We start from the raw sequence: 18,671 nt of genomic DNA, 5'->3' as shown, positions 1-18,671 counted from the left end.
ATTTCTTCATGGTGGAATTGAGCGACGCTAATGATTCCCAAGGCTCCCGGAGGCTCCGGTGCTCGATCTCGCCCGGCTGCGCGCCCTGCACGCCATCTCGGTCCACGGCTCGGTCGCGGGTGCCGCGGCCGCGCTCGGCTACACCCCGTCGGCGGTCTCGCAGCAGATCACCAAGCTGGAGCGGGAGACCCGCACGACGCTGCTGGAGCGCCGCGGGCGTGGGGTCGCGCTGACCGAGGAGGCCGTCCATCTGGCCACCGCGGCCCAGCAGTTGCTGGCGATCGTGGAGCACGCCGAGACCGCGCTGGAGGAGCGCAGGGGGCTGCCGACGGGGCGGCTGTCGATCGGCGCGTTCGCCTCGGCGGCGCGCGGGCTGCTGCCCGGAGTACTGGCGGAGCTGGACCGTGAACACCCGGACCTGGAGGTGCGGATGACGGAGGTCGACCCGCACCTCTCGGTCGATCTGGTCGCCAAGGGCGTGATCGACCTGGCCGTCGCCCACGACTGGGACATCGCCCCGCTGCCCGCCCCGGACGGTGTGGCGCAGGCGGTGATCGGGGAGGACCGGTGCGATCTGCTGGTGCCCGCGGACCACCGGCTGGCGGGCCGGGACGGGGTCCGGCGCGAGGAGCTGGCGAGGGAGTGGTGGATCTGCCAGCCGCCGGGGACGGTCTGCCACGACTGGCTCGTACGGACGCTGCGGACGGCGGGGTACGAGCCGGACATCCGCCACCAGGCCGAGGAGAACCACACCCAGCTCGCCCTGCTCGCCGCCGGTCTCGGGGTCGCGATGATGCCCCGGCTGGGCCGCGGACCGCTGCCGGAGGGGGTGGTGGCGGTGCGGATCGATCCCGTGCCGGTGCGGCGGCTGTACGCGCTGTGGCGGACGGAGGCGGCCCGCCGGCCGGCGATCACGGCGGCGGTCTCGGCGCTCCAGGCCCACGGGGCGGGTGCGGGGTTGCGCTAAGGGCTGTCCGCCGGTGCCGGGACGCGCGCAAAATGGTCCGCACCCTTGACCGGAAGTTATTTTCTGGATATCCGTGCTCCTTGGAAGTTTCTTTCACCACCCCCTCGTCACCGAGTACGGCCGAAGGAGCTCACGTGCACGACCGCACCTCCAGACGCACCCTCCTCACTGCCACCGCGGCCACCGCCGTCGCGGCGGCCGCGGGCATGGCAGCCGCCCCCGGCGCAGTCGCCGCCCAGAAGTCCGCACACGGCGGACACACCTCCGCCGCCACCACCAAACGGCTGAAGCGGCTCATCTCCCGGATGAGCCTGGAGGAGAAGGTCGGCCAGCTCTTCGTCATGCGGGTCTACGGGCACTCCGCCACCGAGCCCGACCAGGCGGACATCGACGCCAACCTCGCCGAGATCGGGGTGCGCACCGCCGCCGAGATGATCGCCAAGTACCACGTGGGCGGCATCATCTACTTCGCGTGGGCGCACAACACCCGTGACCCGCACCAGATCGCCGATCTCTCCAACGGCATCCAGCGGGCCGGCCTCGCGGGCCCCAGCTCCCTGCCGCTCCTGATCTCCACCGACCAGGAGCACGGCATCGTCTGCCGGGTGGGCGAGCCCGCCACGCTGATGCCGGGCGCGATGGCGCTGGGCGCGGGCGGTTCGCGTTCCGACGCCCGCCGGGCCGGGCAGATCGCGGGCGCCGAGCTGGCCGCGATCGGCATCTGCCAGAACTACGCCCCGGACGCGGACGTCAACGTCAACCCGGCCAACCCGGTGATCGGCGTGCGGTCCTTCGGCTCCGACCCGCAGTCCGTCGCCGGGATGGTCGCCGCGCAGGTCAAGGGGTACCAGAGCGCGGGGATCGCCTCCACGGCCAAGCACTTCCCGGGCCACGGCGACACCAGCACCGACAGCCACACCGGGCTGCCGGTGATCACCCACACCCGCGAGCAGTGGGCCGAGCTGGACGAGCCGCCGTTCCGGGCGGCGATCGCCGCGGGCATCGACTCGATCATGACGGCGCACATCGTGGTGCCCGCGCTCGACCCGGCCGAGGACCCGGCGACCCTGTCCAGGCCCATCCTCACCGGCATCCTGCGCGAGGAGCTCGGCTACGACGGCGTCGTGGTCACCGACTCGCTCGGCATGGAGGGGGTGCGGACGAAGTACGGCGACGAGCGCGTGCCGGTCCTGGCCCTGCAGGCGGGCGTCGACCAGCTGCTCAACCCGCCCAGCCTGGAGGTGTCCTGGAATGCCCTGCTGGCGGCCGTGAAGAGCGGTGAGGTCAGTGAGGACCGGCTCGACGAATCGATCCTGCGCATCCTGCGGCTGAAGACGAAGCTGGGGCTGTTCGACGACCCGTTCGTCAGCCACCGGGGCGTGGACCGGACCGTCGGCACCCGCTCGCACCTCGCCGAGGCCGACCGGATCGCGGAGCACACCACCACCCTGCTGGCCAACACCGGTGCGCTGCTGCCGCTGTCGCGCCGCTCGCACCGGAACCTGCTGGTGGTGGGGGCCGACCCGGCCTCCCCCTCGGGCACGACGGGGCCGCCGACCACCACACTGGCCGGGGCGTTCAACGAGCTGGGGTACGCGGCCACGGCCCTGTCCACCGGCACCACCCCGACCAAGGCGAACATCGACGCGGCGGTGGCGGCCGCGCAGGGCAGGGACGCGGTGGTCGTGGGGACGTACAACGTCACGGCGACCAGTTCGCAGCGGACCCTGGTGAGCGCGCTGGCCGCGACCGGTGTCCCGGTGATCACGGTCGCGATCCGCAATCCGTACGACATCGCCCAGCTGGCCGGGACCGGCCACGCGGCGAGCCTGGCCACGTACTCCTGGACCGATGTAGAACTGCGGGCGGCCGCCCGGGTGATCGCGGGCCGGGCCGAGCCGGAGGGCACGCTGCCGGTGCCGGTGCAGCGCGCGGACGATCCCGCGCAGGTGCTACACCCGGTGGGCTACGGGCTGACGTACTAGAGGAGGAAGGTCCGCGCCGGCGGCCGGCCCGTGGGGGCGGCCGCCGGCGCGGGACTGCCGTTACGGGCGCCTGGTGCCGAGGCGGTGCTCGGTCGTCAGGTCCTTCTTGTCGAGCCGCGCGTCGAACTTCGCGAGCGGCTTCGCCTTCGCCGGGTCCGCCTGGACGGCGGCCGGGGCGACGCCCGCCCAGCGCAGGATGGCCGCGGTGGCGGTGGCGTTCTCGGCCGGGGCCAGTCCGGCGACGTTCGAGCCGTGGTTGCCGCCCGGCACCGTGAAGACGTAGCTGTCACGGGCGCCCGCGCCGAGCCGGAAGCGCTCCGCGCCCCACGGGTCGTTCTGCCCGTAGACGTACAGCATGTGGCTGGCGTGGTGCTTCACCCAGGTGTCGACGTCACGCATCACCGAGGGCTGGAACCTCATCGGGATGGAGCGCGGCACGAAGTTGCGCGGCGGCTGGTAGCCGTACCGGCTCAGCTTGCCGAGCCAGGGCTGCTTGATGTCGGGCGAGCCGAGCTGGGTGCCCGCCTGGTAGTAGTACGGCGTGTAGTTCGCCAGGCCCTGGTCCGCGTAGGCGGAGAAGCCGGAGATCGAGTCGATCGAGTCCCAGATCGCCTGGTCGGGGGCGTTCTTGGCGTCGGCGGGGATGGAGTCGCAGTCGGCGAGCAGGCTGTACTGCCAGTACGCCCAGACGTAGTCCATGACGACGGCCTCGTAGGCCTTGTCGAGGGTGCCGACGGTGCTGAAGGTGTAGCCGTTGTCGGCGGCGTACTGCGCGTACTTCTTCTCCAGCGGCTCCCGGCGCACCAGCGCCTCGCGCTGCACGCCGTTCAGCCTGTCGCGGCACTCCTTCGTGCCGACGTTGGCGAAGAAGCGGTCGTACGCCGAATCCTCCTTGTTGACCACGTCGTTGGGCGCGACGTAGGCGACGACGCCGTCCATGTCCTTCGGGTAGAAGCGCTCGAAGTAGGTGGCCGTCATGCCGCCCTTGGAACCGCCGGTGGTCAGCCAGTTCTTGGAGTAGATCCTCTTCAGCGCGGTGAAGACCCGGTGCTGGTCACTGGCGGCCTGCCAGATGTCGAGCTTGGACCAGTCGGCGGGCGAGGGACGCGACGGGGTGAAGAACCGGTACTCCAGCGAGACCTGGTTGCCGTCGACGATCCGGGTCGGCTCCGAGCGGCTGGGGCTGGTGGAGACGTTGTAGCCGCCGGTGTAGAAGACCGTGGGGCGGGAGGTGTCCTTGTGCAGCAGGGTGATGCGCTGCTGGAACGTTCCCTTGGACGGGTGCCGGTGGTCGATCGGCTGGGTGTAGTTGAGGACGAAGTAGCGGTATCCCGCGTAGGGCTTCTCCTCGATGAGACTCATTCCCGGGATGGCCAGGATGCGGTCCTTGATGTCCGTGCTCGTACCGCTGTCGCTGACGGCGGGACGGATCGTGGCCGGCTCCGCGGCGGTGGCCGCACCGGCCGAAGCGCCCGTCGCACTCACTGTGCCGATGAGCACCGCGAGCGACAGGAACCCTCTGAGCGCCTTACGCATGCACCCTCCCCTTGATTCACAACAGACCTCGTGAACCTAGCGGGGCAACACCAGGACCACCAGACCCCGTTGCGGGGCGGGCGGGTACGTCACCCGGTCAGCACAGGATCCAGCCCGTGCTCACCGTCTTTCCCGCGATGGTGCCCGAGACCCGGACGCACCGGTTCAGCGCGTGGACGGTCACCGGTCCCGCCTGCCGGGTGAAGCTGCCGCTGTCCGCCACGGGGCGGCCGCCGCGCGGCTGGATCTGTACGGACATCCGGCGGCGCGAGCCGGGCTTGGCGGCGACGGCGGTGGCGCAGGCGTAGGAGCGGGTGCGGTAGACGCGCAGCTCCCCCGCCGCGAACTTCACCGTCTTCGCGGGCCGCCCGGCGCAGACCGACGCGGCATCGGCGCTGCCCGCCTCCACCCCGCCGACGACGAGCCCGAGGGCGGTCGTCAGCGCCAGGGCGAGCAGACGGTACGGGGCTCCGCGTCCCGTACGCCCACCGTGTCTCTCGGTCCCTCTGGTCACCGGCAACTCCATCGCCTTGTCGAACACGCGCACACCTACCCGACACATGAGCGCATACGCGCATGTGTGCCTATGACGCGGGGGCGGCCTTTGGCGGTTGCGCTTGCCCCGGACCGGGGCGGGGGTTCCGTCCTCAATCGCCGGACGGGCTCGGTGTGGGTGCGGGTTCCCCGCGGGACGCGGCGGGTGCGGGGTGGGGTGGTGCCCCTCCGGGGCGTCTCCTCAGAAAATGGCGTGGCGACCGGGCACGTTGCGGGGGCCGGGTAGTACGCCATTTCCCTGCGGGGACTCCCCTGCACGGCCCCACCCGACGCAGCCGAGCGTCTGCAGGCCGGTGGCACCACCGGTGAGAACGCGTGGGTGCGGGCGCACGACGGGCAGGGGCACCCCGCGCGTGGCGCGGCGCCCGCAGCCCCGCTCCACCGGGGTGACCCGTCATACCCCCGCGGGCTCGTCCTCTCCGATGAAGGTGCGCCACAGCGAGGCGTACTGCCCGTCCAGGGCGAGGAGTTCGTCGTGTGTGCCGTCCTCGACGACCCGGCCGTGGTCCATCACCACGACCCGGTCGGCGCGGGCGGCGGTGGTGAGCCGGTGGGCGACGACGAGGGTGGTGCGCCGGCCCGCGAGGCGGTCGGTCGCCTGGTTGACCAGGGCCTCGCTGGCGAGGTCCAGGGACGCGGTGGCCTCGTCGAGCAGCAGGATGTCCGGGTCGACGAGTTCGGCGCGGGCGAGCGCGATCAGCTGGCGCTGTCCGGCCGAGAGGTTGCGGCCCCGTTCGGCGACCTCGTGGAGGTAGCCGCCGTCCAGGGTGGCGATCATGTCGTGCGCGCCGACCGCCCGGGCCGCCCCCTCCACCTCGGCGTCGGTGGCCGCCGGCCGCCCGTAGGCGATGGCGTCGCGGACCGTGCCCGCGAAGAGGTACGCCTCCTGCGGTACGACTCCGAGCCGGTGCCGGTACGCGGTGAGGCCGAGGCTGCGCAAATCGGTGCCGTCCGCGGTGACCCGGCCGCCGGTCGGGTCGTAGAAGCGGGCGACGAGCTTGACCAGGGTGGACTTGCCCGCGCCGGTCTCGCCGACGAACGCGACCGTCTGTCCGGCCGGGATGTGCAGGTCGACGCCGGTGAGCGCGGCCTCCTCGCCGTTGTACGCGAAGGACACGTCCTCGAACGCGATCTCGCCGCGCAGCGACAGCACGTCGAGCGGCTCGTGCCGGTCGGCGGTCGACGTCGGCTCCTGGAGGAGTTCCTGGATGCGGCCGAGGGAGACGGTGGCCTGCTGGTAGCCGTCGAAGACCTGGGAGAGCTGCTGCACGGGTGCGAAGAACAGGTCGATGTAGAGCAGGTAGGCGACCAGCGCACCGGTGGTGAGAGTGCCGTTGTCGACCCGGCCCGCGCCGACGATCAGTACGGCGGCCGCGGCCACCGACGACAGCAGCTGGACGAACGGGAAGTACACCGAGATCAGCCACTGGCCGCGGACCCGGGCCTCGCGGTAGTGGTCGCTGCGTGCGGCGAACCGCTCGGCGCCGGACCGCTCGCGGCGGAAGGCCTGCACGATCCGGAGGCCGGAGACGGACTCCTGGAGGTCGGCGTTGACGACGCTGATGCGCTCACGGGCCAGTTCGTACGCCTTGACGCTCTTGCGGCGGAAGAAGAACGTGCCGATGACGAGCACCGGCAGGGTCGCGAAGACGACCAGGGCCAGTTCCACGTCGAGGACGAGGAGCGCGACCAGGATGCCGAAGAAGGTGACGACGGAGACGAAGGCCGTGACCAGGCCGGTCTGCAGGAACGTGGACAGCGCGTCCACGTCCGTCGTCATCCGGGTCATGATCCGGCCGGTGAGCTCGCGCTCGTAGTAGTCCAGGCCGAGACGCTGGAGCTGCGCGAAGATCTTCAGCCGCAGCGAGTAGAGCACCCGCTCGCCGGTGCGGCCGGTCATCCGGGTCTCGCCGATCTGGGCCGCCCACTGCACCAGGACGACGACGAGGCCGAAGGCGGAGGCCGTCCAGACCGCGCCCAGCGCGAGCTGGGTGACACCTTCGTCGATGCCGTTCCTGATCAGGACCGGCAGCAGGAGTCCCGCGCCGGCGTCCACGGCGACCAGCGCCAGGCTGACCAGCAGCGGGAGTCCGAAGCCGCGCAGCAGCCGGCGCAGCCCGTAGGACTCCTCGGCGTGCACCGCGCGGGCCTCGTCGATGTCCGGGGTGTCGGTCGCCGGGGGCAGCGCCTCGACCTGGGCGAGGAGCTCGGGGGTGGCGGGGGTGCCGGCCGCGTCGGTCTCGCGCGCCTCCTCCTTGCGGACCCACAGCTCGGGGGTGATGCCGCGCTCGGCGTCGAACTCGGCGTCGATCTCCTCCTGGAGCGCGCGGTCCTCGGCGGGGTCGGTGGTGACGGCGGCCGGTACGTGTCCCGGCGAGGTGCCGCCCAGCTCGTCCGGGTCGGTGAGCAGCCGGCGGTAGAGGGCGGAGCGGCGCTCCAGCTCCTCGTGGGTGCCGATGTCGGCGAGCCGGCCGTTCTCCAGGACGGCGATCCGGTCGGCGAGGTTGAGCGTGGAGCGGCGGTGGGCGATCAGGAGGGTCGTACGGCCGGCCATGACCTGGCGCAGCGCCTCGTGGATCTCGTGCTCGACGCGGGCGTCGACGGCGGAGGTGGCGTCGTCGAGGAGGAGGAGCCGGGGGTCGGTGAGGATGGCGCGGGCGAGCGCGACGCGCTGGCGCTGGCCGCCGGAGAGGGTGAGTCCGTGCTCACCGACCTCGGTGTCGTATCCGTCGGGCAGCTCGGCGATGAACCGGTCGGCCTGGGCGGAACGGGCGGCCCGCCGGATCTGTTCGTCGGTGGCGTCCGGGGAGCCGTAGGCGATGTTGGCGCGGATGGTGTCGGAGAACAGGAAGCTGTCCTCTGGTACGAGGCCGATGGCGGCCCGCAGCGAGTCGAGGGTCAGTTCACGGACGTCGTGTCCGCCGACCAGGACGGCGCCGTGCGTCACGTCGTAGAACCGCGGCAGGAGCAGCGAGACGGTGGACTTGCCGCTGCCGGAAGCGCCGACGACGGCGACGGTCTCGCCGGGCTCGATGGTCAGCGAGAAGCCGTCGAGGACGGGGCGGTCGGAGGCTCCGCTTCCAGGGTCTGAGTCAGGAGCGGAGGCGGAGCGCAGCGGAGCGTAGCCGAAGCGGACGTCGTCGAACTCGACGCCGGCCGGGATGCCGGCGGGGAGCTCCTTGGTGCCGTCCTGCATGGTCGGCTCGGTGTCGATGAGTTCCAGTACACGTTCCACACCTGCGCGGGCCTGCTGGCCGACGGTGAGGACCATGGCGAGCATCCGGACCGGGCCGACGAGCTGGGCGAGGTAGGTGGAGAAGGCGACGAAGGTGCCCAGCGTGATCTCGCCGCGGGTGGCGAGCCAGCCGCCGAGGGCGAGCATCGCGACCTGGCCGAGGGCGGGGACGGCCTGGAGGGCGGGGGTGTAGCGGGAGTTCAGCCGGATGGTGCGCAGCCGGCCGGCGAAGAGCCGGCGGCCGACCTCGCGCAGTTTGCCGGTCTCCTGCTCCTCCTGGCCGAAGCCCTTGACGACGCGGACGCCGGAGACGGCCCCGTCGACGACTCCGGCGACGGCGGCGGCCTGCGCCTGGGCGTACCAGGTGGCGGGGAAGAGCCGGGTGCGGGAGCGCCGGGCGATGAACCAGAGGGCGGGGGCGACGGCGACGGCGACGAGCGTGAGCAGCGGCGAGAGCCACGCCATGATCACCAGGGAGATGAGGAAGAGCAGCACGTTCCCGATGGTCATCGGGAGCATGAACAGCAGGCCCTGGATCAGCTGGAGGTCGCTGGTGGCGCGTCCGACGACCTGTCCGGTGGAGAGCTCGTCCTGGCGCCTGCCGTCGAGCCGGGTGATCGTCCCGTACATCTCGGTCCGCAGGTCGTGCTGGACGTCGAGGGCGAGCCGGCCGCCGTAGTAGCGGCGGATGTAGGTGGAGACGTAGACGAGGACGGCGGCGACGATCAGCAGGCCGGTCCACACGGCCAGGGACCGGGAGTGGCCGACGACGACGTCGTCGATGATCACCTTGGTGACCAGGGGGACGAGCGCCATCACCGCCATTCCGGCGAGCGAGGAGCCGAGCGCGAGCAGCACGTTGCGCCGGTAGCGCCATGCGTAACCGCTCAGTCTCCGCGCCCAGCCGCGTGGCTGCCGCCCGCTCTCCTGCGCCCCTGCGTCCGACACCCGGTGCCTCCCGTTCGACCTGCTCTACCGGAAGGCACCAACGCGATGGGCTGCGGATTTCATCCCGCCGCAACAAATACGGGACCTCGGACGTAGGACTGCCGGTCCAAGGACTAGTGGGGTTCCTCGGCGACGCGGGAGTTGGTGAGGCTGAGTGCGCCGCCTGCCGCGATCAGGCCGACGACGACGGCCAGCACCGCGTAGGTGATCCGCTCGCCGTGGAAGAACGAGGCCACCAGGGCGTCGCTCCAGGTGCCCGTGGGCAGCTGGGTGGTGACCAGCGCGGCGATCAGCGTGCCGACCACGGCGGTGCCGATGCTGCTCCCGACCTCCTGGGCGGTGTCGTTGAGCGCCGTGCCGATCGAGGTGCGGTTGGCCGGCATCGCGTCGACGAGCGCGATGGCGCAGATCGTCATGACGGTGCGCAGTCCGATGGTCATCACGACCATGCAGAGCGCGATGACGCCGTACCCGTGGTCGACGCCCCAGGACAGTCCGGCCAGCGAGCCGGCCAGGCAGGCCGCGCCGACCAGGCAGGCGATGCGGTGGCCGAACCGTGCCGCGAGCCATTCGGAGAGCGGGGTCGCGGCGATCATGGTCACGATGAGCGGCAGGTTGGCCAGGCCGGCCCGTACGGGACTCCATCCGTAGGCGTACTGGAAGTGGAGGATCAGGCCGAACATCACGGCGGCCATCGCGATGGCCGTGCCGATCTGTGCGATGGCGGCGCCGCGGACGGTGCCGTTGGAGAAGAGGCGCAGGTCCAGCATGGGGGCCGCCGTGCGGCGCTCGTGCCGGACGAAGGCGATGCCGGCGGCGAGGGCGCCGAGGACCGATGCGAGGGTGGCCACGGAGAGCCAGCCGTGCTCGACGCCGCTGGTCAGGGCGTAGCAGGCGAGGCCGATGGTGGCGACGCTCAGGACGGCGCCCGGCAGGTCGAGCTTGTCGCGGGTCAGGTCCTGCGGCCGGTCGGCCGGGACGCCGAGCCGGACGCCGATGGCCGCGATCAGGGCGATCGGGGCGTTGACGAGCAGGAGCCACTGCCACCGCACGTGGGCCAGGGCGGTGCCGCCCAGCAGCGGGCCGAGGACGAAGCCGGACATGCCGACGATGATCATCAGGGTCATGGCGCGCATCCGCAGCGCCTTGTCGTCGAACAGCCGGAAGACCAGCGAGTTCGTGATGGGGGCCATGGCCGCGGCGGCGATGCCGAGGCCGGCCCGCAGGGTGATGAGCTCCCCGGCGGAGGAGACCGCGGCGACGCCCAGGCTCAGCAGGCCGAACACGGCCAGTCCGACCAGCAGCACGCGCCGGCGGCCGAGCCGGTCGGCCATCGAGCCCGCTGTCAGCAGCAGGCCTCCGAAGGTCAGTGAGTAGGCGCCGGTGACCCACTGGAGCGCGGTCGTGCCGCTGCCGAGGTCCCGGCCGATCGTGGGCAGCGCGATCGAGAGCAGGGTGTTGTCGACCATTTCGACGAAGAAGGCCAGACAGAGCGCGGCCAGGGGTATCCATGCGGCGCGCAGGGACGGATAGGTGCGTGGCGCGGTGGGCGCGGTTTCGGTGGTGGTGGTCATGGCGGGCCTCCTTCCGGAACGCCGCCGACTATCGAACGACGTTCTACAATGGAACGTGGTTCGACCATAGAACGTGGTTCGATAAATGCGCAAGCTGTGATTGGATGGGGACCATGACAGGCCCGCGACCCCGACCCGCCGATCGCCCCTCCCGGGGACGTCAGCGCGGGTCGCACTCCATCGAGGCCGTTCTCACCGCGGCCGTGGCCCTGCTCGACGAAGCGGGCGCACCGGCACTGACCCTGCGCGCCCTCGCCGCCCGGCTCGGCACCGGCGTCGGCAGCATCTACTGGTACGTATCGGGCAAGGACGAACTGCTCGACCGCGCCATCGACCATGTGCTCGGCGGGGTGCTGACGGCCGTCGAGGGGCAGAAGGACAGCGGCGACCCGATCGACGACCTGCGCATGATGGCCGTCACCCTGTTCGACGCGGTCGTGGACCGGCCGTGGCTGGGGGCGCAGTTCATGCGCAACATCGACGTCGAGGGCAACACGTTGCGGATCTACGAGGAGCTCGGGCAGAAGACGGCCGGGCTCGGGCTCACGCCGCGGCAGCGGTTCCACGCCGTGTCGGCGGTCGTGGGCGTCGTCGTCGCCAACGCGGGGGACATGGGCCAGGACCCGCCGCAGGAGGTGGTCGAGGGCCTCGTGGGCCGCGAGGAGTACCTCGGCCGCTACGCCGCGACCTGGCGCACGCTCGACCCCGGGAAGTACCCGTTCCTGCACGACATCGTCGACGAGTTCGACGGGCACGACGACAAGGAGCAGTTCCTCGCCGGTCTTGATCTGACTCTGGCGGGCCTGCGCCTCCAGGCTGAGGCCGGCCGCCGCCTGCGGGCCGGGAACTGACACCGGGACAGGCACTCCCGCCCGCCACCGGCCCGCCCGCCACCGGCCCGCCGGGCGCGGACCGGTGACGGACGGTTCCGCTCGGTCAGTCGTCCGCTCAGCTCCGCGGCACGCTGAGCATCCGCCCGGCCGGCGCCTCCGGGACCGGCGGGATCGCCTCCTGCAGGGTGCCGGGCACGACCGGGTCCATGTGGTTCATGTAGCGCGGGTTCAGGTCCTTGTGCACGGCACGGGCGACGGCCTGGATGGTGTCGACGCCGGTGTTCATCGTCGCGTTGTCCTGGGTGAGCACCGTGAGGACGTAGTCGTGGCCCTCTCCCGTGAACGCGCCGATGCTGTGCACCCGCCAGCCGTGGGTGGCACGCTGCAGCCAGCCGTTCTTGACCTGGACGGTGGCCGAGCCCGGGGCCCCGGCGGGGGTGCCCCAGCGCTGCGAGGAGACGACCTTGCGCATCAGCCCGAGCTCGTAGGCGCGGGCGCCGTCGCTGAGCACGGAGTTCTTCGCGGTGAGCAGGGTCAGCAGCCGCTGCTCGTCCTGCGCGGTGATCTGGGTGAGTCCCCAGTAGCCGCCGGACCCGGGCACGGTGTGCGTCATTCCGGCGGCCTTGAGGAACGCGCTGACCTTGGTGGCGCCGAGCTGCTTCCACAGGGCGGTGGTCGCGTCGTTGTCGGACTTGGTGATCATCGCGGTGCTGAGGTCGGTCTCGCGCTGGGTGAGGTAGCGGCCCGTCTTGGCGTTGTCCCAGAGCAGCGTGGCCAGCACGGTCGCCTTCACGACGCTGGCGGAGTCGTACTTCGACGTGGCACGCAGGGTGCACGTCGTCTTCGTGGTCCGGTCGTACAGCGCCACCGCCGTGGTGGACTTGCGGCCCTTGAGCGCGGCGGTGATGTCCTTCGACAGCTTGGAGGCCAGCCCGGCCTTGCCCGAGGTGCAGCTCGTCGTCGGTGTGGCGGCCCCGGCGGGCGCCGCCCCGGCCGCCACGGGTGCGATCACGCCGACGGCGAGCGCGGCACAGAGCGCGGCCCGGGCGCGGCGGGATATGTGGGGTCTAGTCATGTGTGTGCGTTCCCGTCCCCTGAGTGTTTCCAGCGGGCGCGCCCCCGGCGCACCCCGAAGAGTTGACTCGTGGACGGCCGGAAAGTTGTACGCGGGAGTGCCCGGGACCTCGGGTCCCGGGCACTCCCGCGCGAGGCGTCTAGAGGTGCGTCGGCTCGAACATCCGGAGCAGGGCCGGGAGTACGACGACCGAGGGGCCGGGGCGCCCGAAGGCCTCGGCCAGGTCGGCGGCGAGCGTCTCGGGGCTCGTACGGACGGCCGGGACGCCGAAGGACTCGGCGAGGGCGACGAAGTCCGGGCGGGACAGCTCGGTGCCGGTGGCCTCGCCGAAGGCGTCGGTCATGTACTCGCGCAGGATGCCGTAACCGCCGTCGTCGACGATCAGCCAGGTGACCGGGAGGTCGTACTGGCGGGCCGTGGCGAGCTCCGCGATCGAGTACATCGCGCCGCCGTCGCCGGAGACCGCGAGGACGGGCCTCGTGCGGTCGGCGGCGGCCGCGCCGATCGCCGCCGGGAAGCCGTAGCCGAGACCGCCCGCGCCCTGGGCCGAGTGCATGGTGTTGGGGTGGCGGGCGTCGAAGGCGGACCAGGCCCAGTAGGCCAGGATCGTCATGTCCCAGAAGCTGGGGGACGTGTCGGGCAGGGCGGCCCGGATCTCGGCGACCAGGTGCTGTTCCAGGGTGAGTTCCTGGGCGGCGATCCGCTCCCGTACGAGACCGAGCACCTTCGCTACGCGGTCGGCGGCGGCCGGGTCCTCGCGCGGGGTGACGGCCTCCAGGAGGTCGGACAGCGCGTCGCGGGCGTCCGCATGGATGCCGAGCGCCGGGTGGTTGGACTCCAGCTTCCCGGCATCGGCCTCGATCTGCACGACCCGGCCGCGCGGCGCGAACGTGTAGTAGTTCGAGGAGAGTTCGCCGAGCCCGGAGCCGACGACCAGCAGGACGTCGGCGTCCTCCAGGAAGTCGGTGGTGTGCCGGTCCTCCAGCCAGGACTGGAGCGAGAGCGGGTGCTCCCACGGGAAGGCGCCCTTGCCGCCGAAGGTGGTGACGACCGGGGCGTCGATCTGCTCCGCGAGGGCGCGCAGCTTGCCGGACGCGTCGGAGCGTACGACTCCGCCGCCCGCGATGATCGCCGGGCGCTCCGCGTTCGACAGCAGGTGGGCGGCGACCGCGATGAGTTCGGGGCGGGCGTGCACCTCGCGCGGGGTCGCGTCCATCGCCGTGACGACGGGCAGCGTCGTCCCGGCGAGGAGCACGTCCTGCGGGATCTCGATCCAGACGGGGCCGTGCGGTGCCGTCAGCGCGGACTCCCAGGCGGCGGCGATCGCGGACGGGATCTGCGAGGCCGTACGCACGGTGTGCACCGACTTCACGATGTCGCGGAACGAGGCCTTCTGGTCGCGCAGTTCGTGCAGATAGCCGTGGCGGCCGCCGCCCAGGCCGGCGACCGGGATCTGGCTGGAGATCGCGAGCACGGGGGCGGAGGCCGCGGCCGCCTCCTGGAGCGCGGCGAGCGAGGTGAGCGCGCCGGGTCCGGTGGACAGGAGCAGCGGGGCGACCTCGCCGGTGATGCGCCCGTAGGCGTCGGCGGCGAAGCCCGCGTTGTTCTCGACGCGCAGGCCGACGTAGGTGAGAGGCGAGCGGCGCAGGGCGTCGAACATGCCCAGCGCGTGCTGTCCGGGCAGACCGAAGACGGTGGTCGCGCCGAGGCCCTGGAGGGTCTCGACGACGAGGTCGCCGCCGTTGCGTCCGGCCGGGGGGTTCAGTGCGGCGGCGACCTGCTCGGGGGTGAGCTCGGGCCGCTCGTCGTGGTGGTCGTGGCTCACTTCTGCCGGGCCTCCGCGATCTGGCGGGTCATGATCGTCGTCAGTTCGTACGCGGTGTGCGAGGCGGCGACGGAGGTGATCTCGGCGTGGTCGTACGCGGGGGCGACCTCGACCAGGTCGGCGGAGACCAGGTTGCAGGACGACAGGCCGCGCACGATCTCCAGCAGCTCGCGGGAGGTGAGGCCGCCGGCCTCGGGGGTGCCGGTGCCGGGGGCGTGCGCCGGGTCCAGCACGTCGATGTCGATGGAGATGTAGAGCGGGCGGTCGCCGATGCGCTGCCGGAGCTGGTCGGCGATCTCGTCGACCCCGCGCCGCATGACGTCGGCCGAGGTCACGATGCCGAAGCCCATCTTGGCGTCGTCGGTGAGGTCCTGCTTGCCGTACAGCGGGCCGCGGGTGCCGACGTGGGAGAGCGCGGAGGTGTCGAGGATGCCCTCCTCGACGGCCCGGCGGAACGGGGTGCCGTGGGTGTACTCGGCGCCGAAGTAGGTGTCCCACGTGTCGAGGTGCGCGTCGAAGTGGAGCAGGGCGACGGGGCCGTGCTTCTTGGCGACGGACCGCAGCAGCGGCAGCGCGATGGTGTGGTCGCCGCCGAGCGTCATCAGCCGGGCGCCGGTGGAGAGCAGGTCGTCGGCCGCGGCCTCGATCGTCTCGACGGCCTCGTTGATGTCGAACGGGTTGGCGGCGATGTCACCGGCGTCCGCGACCTGCGCGAGGGCGAACGGCGAGGCGTCCTGGGCCGGGTTGTACGGGCGGAGCAGCCGCGAGGCCTCCCGGATTGCGTTCCCGCCGAAGCGGGCGCCGGGCCGGTAGGAGACGCCCGTGTCGAAGGGCACACCGACGACGGCGACGTCCGTCGTCCCGACCTCGTCGAGGCGGGGCAGCCGGGCGAACGTCGCGGGGCCCGCGTACCGCGGGACGCGGGAGGAGTCGACGGGGCCGCGCGGCGTTTCGTTGCTGCTCATGGGGTGGGGCCTTTCTCTGTTCTGTGCGTGGTGCAAGTGTGCGGGATGCGGGGACGCGGCCGTCAGCCGGTGACCGGCTCGGCGGCCGGTTCCGCCTGTTCCGCCGGCGCCGCCGGCCCGTCACGGCCGGCCAGCCGTTCGCGCCAGGTGAGAAGGACCGCGGCGTCCGTGGGCCTCGTCGCCAGCGAGACGACGACGTACGCGACGAGGGAGGCGGGGAGTCCGTAGTAGACGGGTTCGTTGGCGAGGATCCCGTAGCCCGCCATCAGGCCGATGACCGCGACGCCGCCGACCGCCACCGCGGCCAGCGCCCCGGCCGCGGTGCCGCGGCGCCACAGCAGACCGCCGAGGATCGGCACCAGCAGTCCGCCGACCAGGAGGTTGTAGGCGACGGTCAGCGCCTCGACCACGTTGTTGAGGGCGATGGCGATGGCGATGACGACGATGCCCATGACCAGGATGAAGGCCCGGTTGCCCCGCACCTCGTCGCGTTCGGCGTCGCCGTCGCCGCGGGAGACGACGCCCCGCAGCCGGGACCAGATGTCGTTGTTGGCGACCGTGGCGCAGGCGATCAGCGCACCGGAGGACGTGGACATCACCGCGGCCAGCGCGGCGGCCAGCACGAGGCCGCGCACACCGACCGGGAGTTCGTCCTTGACGATCGTCGCGAACGCCGCGTCCGCGCTGGGCAGCTTCGGGTACATGACCTTCGCCGCCGTGCCGATGACCGCTCCGGCGACCGCGTACACCAGGCAGTAGGTGCCGGCGACGGTGCCGCCCAGGCGGGCCACGCGGTCGCTGCGGGCGGTGAACACCCGCTGCCAGATGTCCTGCCCGATCAGCATGCCGAAGGTGTAGATCAGCACGTACGTGAAGATCGTCTCGCCGCCGATGCCCAGCGGGTCGAAGTACTCGGTCGGCAGTTTGGCCCTCATCTCGCCGAAGCCGCCCGCCTTGATCACCGCGATGGGCAGCAGGAGCAGCAGCACCCCGATGGTCTTCACGACGAACTGCACCATGTCGGTGAGCGTGATCGACCACATGCCGCCGAGCGTCGAGTACGCGACGACGATGGCGCCGCCGAGGATGATCGCGACGGTCCGGTTCATGTCGAAGAGGACGTCGAAGATGGTGGCGTACGCGATGGTCGAGGTGACCGCGAGCATCAGCGTGTACGACCACATGACGACGCCCGAGATGATCCCGGCCCGGCCGCCGTAGCGCAGGTCGAGCATCTCGGAGACGGTGTAGACCTTCAGCCGGGCGATGCGCGCCGAGAAGAAGACCGACAGGGCGAGCAGGCCGAGACCGATGGTGAAGACCATCCAGGCGCCGGAGAGCCCGTACTGGTAGCCGAGGCCGACGCCGCCGATGGTGGAGGCGCCGCCGAGGACGATGGCGGCCATGGTGCCGGAGTACATCCAGGGGCCCAGGCGGCGGCCCGCCACCAGGAACTCGCTCTTGGACTTGGCGCGGCGCATGCCCCACCAGCCCATGGCGAGCATGCCGGCCAGGTAGACGACGATCACGGCGTAGTCGACAGCCATGGGCTTCCCTCCGTCTCGGTTCACAGGTTCCGGTGCATTCCGGTGCGCGCCGGATGCGCGGTTCAGGTACGCGTTCCGGTGCGCTTTCGGTCGTGCTGAAGAGACGGTAGGTGGCCGGGAAGCATCGCTGAAGTGTACGTTTCATCCATTCCAGCCCGACCGAACGGATGAACCCTCCATGCCTGAGGCTCCCGCCGGACCGCCGACCCCGCCCGTCGCACTGGCCGCGCTGCTGGCCCTGGAGGAGCTGGGGCTCCGCAGCATCGCGGGGCCGGCCGACGCCGAGCTGCTGTGGGTGCACACCTCGGAGATGGCCGACCCGTATCCGTATCTGCTCGGTGGCGAGCTGCTGCTGAGCGCCGGGGTGCTGCTCACGGACCCGGACACCTATGTGGCGCGGCTCGTGGAGGCGGGGGCCGCGGCGCTCGGATTCGGCGTGCGGCCGGTGCACGACACGGTGCCGCCCGAGCTGGTGGCGGCCTGCGAGCGGTACGGGATGCCGCTGGTCGAGGTGCCGCCCGGGACCCCGTTCACGGCGATCGCCCGGGCGGTCTGGGGGCTGATGGCCGCGGCCCGCCACCGCGAGCTGCGCCGGGTGACCCGGGCCCAGCAGGCCCTGGCGACGGCGGCGGCCCGGCCGGACCCGGTGCCGGCGGTGCTGCACCAGCTGGCCGTGCAGCTCGGCGGCCGGGCGGTCCTGCTCACGGCCGGCGGCGAGGAACTGCACGCGGCGGGACGGCCGCAGGCGCCGGAGGTGGCGGGGGCGCTCGGGCGGCTCGCCCGGGTGGTCGCGCGGGAGCGGCCGGGCTCGCCCGCATCGGCGACGGACACGCTCGGGGACACCTCCCTCCTCGCGTATCCGCTGGGCGGCGGCGAGGGCCTCGTCCTGGCGCTGGCGACCCCGCGGCGGGAGGCCGGCGACCACACGGTGGCGGGCATCGCCGTGGTCCTGCTCTCCCTCCTCGCCGCCCCCCATCAGGGCGCGGACGCGGCGGGCCGGTCGGCGGCGCTCGTCCGGATGCTGCTGGGCGCCGACCCCGGGGAGGTGGCGCCGCTGCTCGGCGAGGGCCCGTGGACCGTGGTGCACGCCCGCCGCGGCGACGGCGCGCACGCGGATCCGCTGACCGCCGGGGCGCTCGGGGCGACCCTGGGTTCGGCGCTGGTCGACACGGGACGCGGCACCGACGCCGTGCGGGTCCTGCTCCCCGGCGGCCTGGAGCCGACCCCGCAGCCGGGCTGGACGCTCGGCGCTTCGTCCCCCGGCCCCGTCACCGCGCTGTCCGGCGCCGACTCCCGGGCGGCCAGGGCCCTGAGGCACGCGGAGGCGACCCGCGCCCCGCTGGCGGCGGACGCGCCGGTCACCGGCATCGCCGCCCTCATCCCGCCCGGCCCGGCGGCGGAGCACGCCCGCGCCCTCCTCGCCCCGCTCACCGCGCCCCTGGCCGAGACCCTGCGCTGCTGGCTCTCCCTGCACGGCAGCTGGGACCGCACGGCGGTGGCCCTGTCCGTCCACCGCAACACCGTCCGCCAGCGCATCGGGCGGTGCGGGGTGCTGCTCGGGGTGGACCTGGACGACATGGACGTACGTACGGAGCTGTGGCTCGCGCTGCGGCAGGAGTGACCCCC

Annotated in this window: 12 protein-coding genes; 4 read left to right on the top strand and 8 right to left on the bottom strand. The window is 72.3% G+C overall.

Translation table 11 applies throughout. The features are described 5' to 3' along the window. Positions 1–58: 58 nt before the first annotated feature. Positions 59–967, top strand: a complete 909-nt coding sequence (locus OG521_25785; GenBank protein ID WUW23994.1) for a LysR family transcriptional regulator — start codon at positions 59–61, stop codon at positions 965–967. Positions 968–1,101: 134 nt separating this feature from the next. Then, positions 1,102–2,952: a glycoside hydrolase family 3 protein gene (locus OG521_25780; GenBank protein ID WUW23993.1), complete on the top strand. Its 1,851-nt coding sequence runs from the start codon at positions 1,102–1,104 to the stop codon at positions 2,950–2,952. Between the two features lie 60 nt (positions 2,953–3,012). Here OG521_25780 and OG521_25775 read toward each other — a convergent pair whose 3' ends face one another. From OG521_25775 to OG521_25760, 4 genes are all read right to left on the bottom strand, one after another. Continuing rightward, positions 3,013–4,488 carry an aminopeptidase gene (locus OG521_25775; GenBank protein ID WUW23992.1) on the bottom strand — a complete coding sequence of 492 codons (1,476 nt, stop codon included), beginning with the start codon at positions 4,486–4,488 and terminating at the stop codon, positions 3,013–3,015. 97 nt (positions 4,489–4,585) lie between these two features. Then, entirely contained in the window at positions 4,586–5,002 is a 417-nt protein-coding gene (locus OG521_25770; protein ID WUW23991.1) for a hypothetical protein, read from the bottom strand. 435 nt (positions 5,003–5,437) lie between these two features. Next, positions 5,438–9,226 (bottom strand): ABC transporter ATP-binding protein/permease, encoded by a 3,789-nt coding sequence (locus tag OG521_25765; GenBank protein ID WUW23990.1) that lies wholly within the window; start codon positions 9,224–9,226, stop codon positions 5,438–5,440. Positions 9,227–9,339: 113 nt separating this feature from the next. Continuing rightward, on the bottom strand, positions 9,340–10,800 hold the full coding sequence (locus tag OG521_25760; protein WUW23989.1) for an MFS transporter: 1,461 nt from the start codon (positions 10,798–10,800) through the stop codon (positions 9,340–9,342). 179 nt (positions 10,801–10,979) lie between these two features. Here OG521_25760 and OG521_25755 point away from each other — a divergent pair, with 179 nt between their 5' ends. Then, entirely contained in the window at positions 10,980–11,651 is a 672-nt protein-coding gene (locus OG521_25755) for a TetR/AcrR family transcriptional regulator (GenBank protein ID WUW26797.1), read from the top strand. 97 nt (positions 11,652–11,748) lie between these two features. Here the strand turns inward: OG521_25755 and OG521_25750 are convergent, their stop codons facing one another. The 4 genes from OG521_25750 to OG521_25735 form a co-directional block, all read right to left on the bottom strand. Beyond that, entirely contained in the window at positions 11,749–12,708 is a 960-nt protein-coding gene (locus OG521_25750; GenBank protein WUW23988.1) for a class A beta-lactamase-related serine hydrolase, read from the bottom strand. 139 nt (positions 12,709–12,847) lie between these two features. Continuing rightward, complete coding sequence (locus tag OG521_25745) at positions 12,848–14,533, bottom strand: thiamine pyrophosphate-binding protein (protein WUW23987.1); 1,686 nt, start codon at positions 14,531–14,533, stop codon at positions 12,848–12,850. After that, positions 14,530–15,498 (bottom strand): agmatinase, encoded by a 969-nt coding sequence (gene speB, locus OG521_25740; protein WUW23986.1) that lies wholly within the window; start codon positions 15,496–15,498, stop codon positions 14,530–14,532. Before speB ends, OG521_25745 begins: the two co-directional genes overlap by 4 nt. A gap of 62 nt (positions 15,499–15,560) precedes the next feature. Then, positions 15,561–17,045, bottom strand: coding sequence for a sodium:solute symporter (locus tag OG521_25735; GenBank protein WUW23985.1), 1,485 nt, complete (start codon positions 17,043–17,045; stop codon positions 15,561–15,563). Between the two features lie 178 nt (positions 17,046–17,223). On the opposite strand from OG521_25735, the gene OG521_25730 reads away from it, so the two are divergent. Then, positions 17,224–18,666 (top strand): PucR family transcriptional regulator, encoded by a 1,443-nt coding sequence (locus OG521_25730; GenBank protein WUW23984.1) that lies wholly within the window; start codon positions 17,224–17,226, stop codon positions 18,664–18,666. The last annotated feature ends 5 nt before the right edge of the window (positions 18,667–18,671 follow it).

It is taken from the genome of Streptomyces sp. NBC_01463, from assembly GCA_036227345.1.
Lineage (GTDB): Bacteria > Actinomycetota > Actinomycetes > Streptomycetales > Streptomycetaceae > Streptomyces.
Note: the sequence above shows the minus strand (reverse complement) of the source record. Positions and strands in the feature narration are given on the sequence as shown.

What these genes read in the sequence shown, in the direction of transcription:
- OG521_25750 (WUW23988.1), bottom strand. Translation starts at nt 12,708, where the DNA reads ATGACTAGACCCCACATATCCCGCCGCGCCCGGGCCGCGCTCTGTGCC.
- OG521_25760 (WUW23989.1), bottom strand. Translation starts at nt 10,800, where the DNA reads ATGACCACCACCACCGAAACCGCGCCCACCGCGCCACGCACCTATCCG.
- OG521_25730 (WUW23984.1), top strand. Translation starts at nt 17,224, where the DNA reads ATGCCTGAGGCTCCCGCCGGACCGCCGACCCCGCCCGTCGCACTGGCC.
- speB (WUW23986.1), bottom strand. Translation starts at nt 15,498, where the DNA reads ATGAGCAGCAACGAAACGCCGCGCGGCCCCGTCGACTCCTCCCGCGTC.
- OG521_25735 (WUW23985.1), bottom strand. Translation starts at nt 17,045, where the DNA reads ATGGCTGTCGACTACGCCGTGATCGTCGTCTACCTGGCCGGCATGCTC.
- OG521_25775 (WUW23992.1), bottom strand. Translation starts at nt 4,488, where the DNA reads ATGCGTAAGGCGCTCAGAGGGTTCCTGTCGCTCGCGGTGCTCATCGGC.